The sequence below is a fragment of the Dellaglioa sp. CoH-57-MRSF-21 genome, from assembly GCF_056781915.1.
Window position 1 is genome coordinate 1 of record NZ_JBXAXU010000052.1, and the last position, 493, is coordinate 493.

The following is a 493-nucleotide window of genomic DNA, read 5'->3' on the forward strand; positions in this document are numbered from 1 at the left end:
AGGATTCAGAACCAATGCTTCCAACACCAACGTGATCATGGGGCGCACCACAAGACGGATAAGCGTCTTGAAGATGTTACGCATCAACCATCGAGCGGCACCCCATAGAACGCGCGCCGCAAACCGTATAAACCGCCACAAGAACTTGGTCAGCCATTTCTTCATCTGGCGCTTCGCAAATTTGCGGATAAGGCGCGATATGAAATGATGTGTCCACTCAAGCAGATTAGCGCGCTTGCCTCCCTTGTCGATCAATCCCATATCCTTCAGGTAATTATAGATCGGCCATGTTATGAGCCGCGCCACATCACTGTGACCGTGCGACTAAGAGCTGTGCCAGTTTGCCAGACCAGCAATTGACCACTCCATTTCAGCTGCACGCTTCGGGCCCGGGTGTATGGTGTGCTCAATGAATCGCTCCAGACTCATCGGTCCTTCATCTTCTGGTTCTGGCGTTTCGTGATGATCTAGTTCGGGGTCCTGAGCGCGCCCC

General features: G+C 52.9%; 1 protein-coding gene. It reads right to left on the minus strand.

Annotated features, from left to right (window positions below; genetic code table 11):
- Positions 1-261 (minus strand): hypothetical protein (locus AC1RPQ_RS07865; protein ID WP_481762243.1); only part of this gene is annotated, 261 nt, incomplete at its 3' end.
- Positions 262-493: the final 232 nt, after the last annotated feature.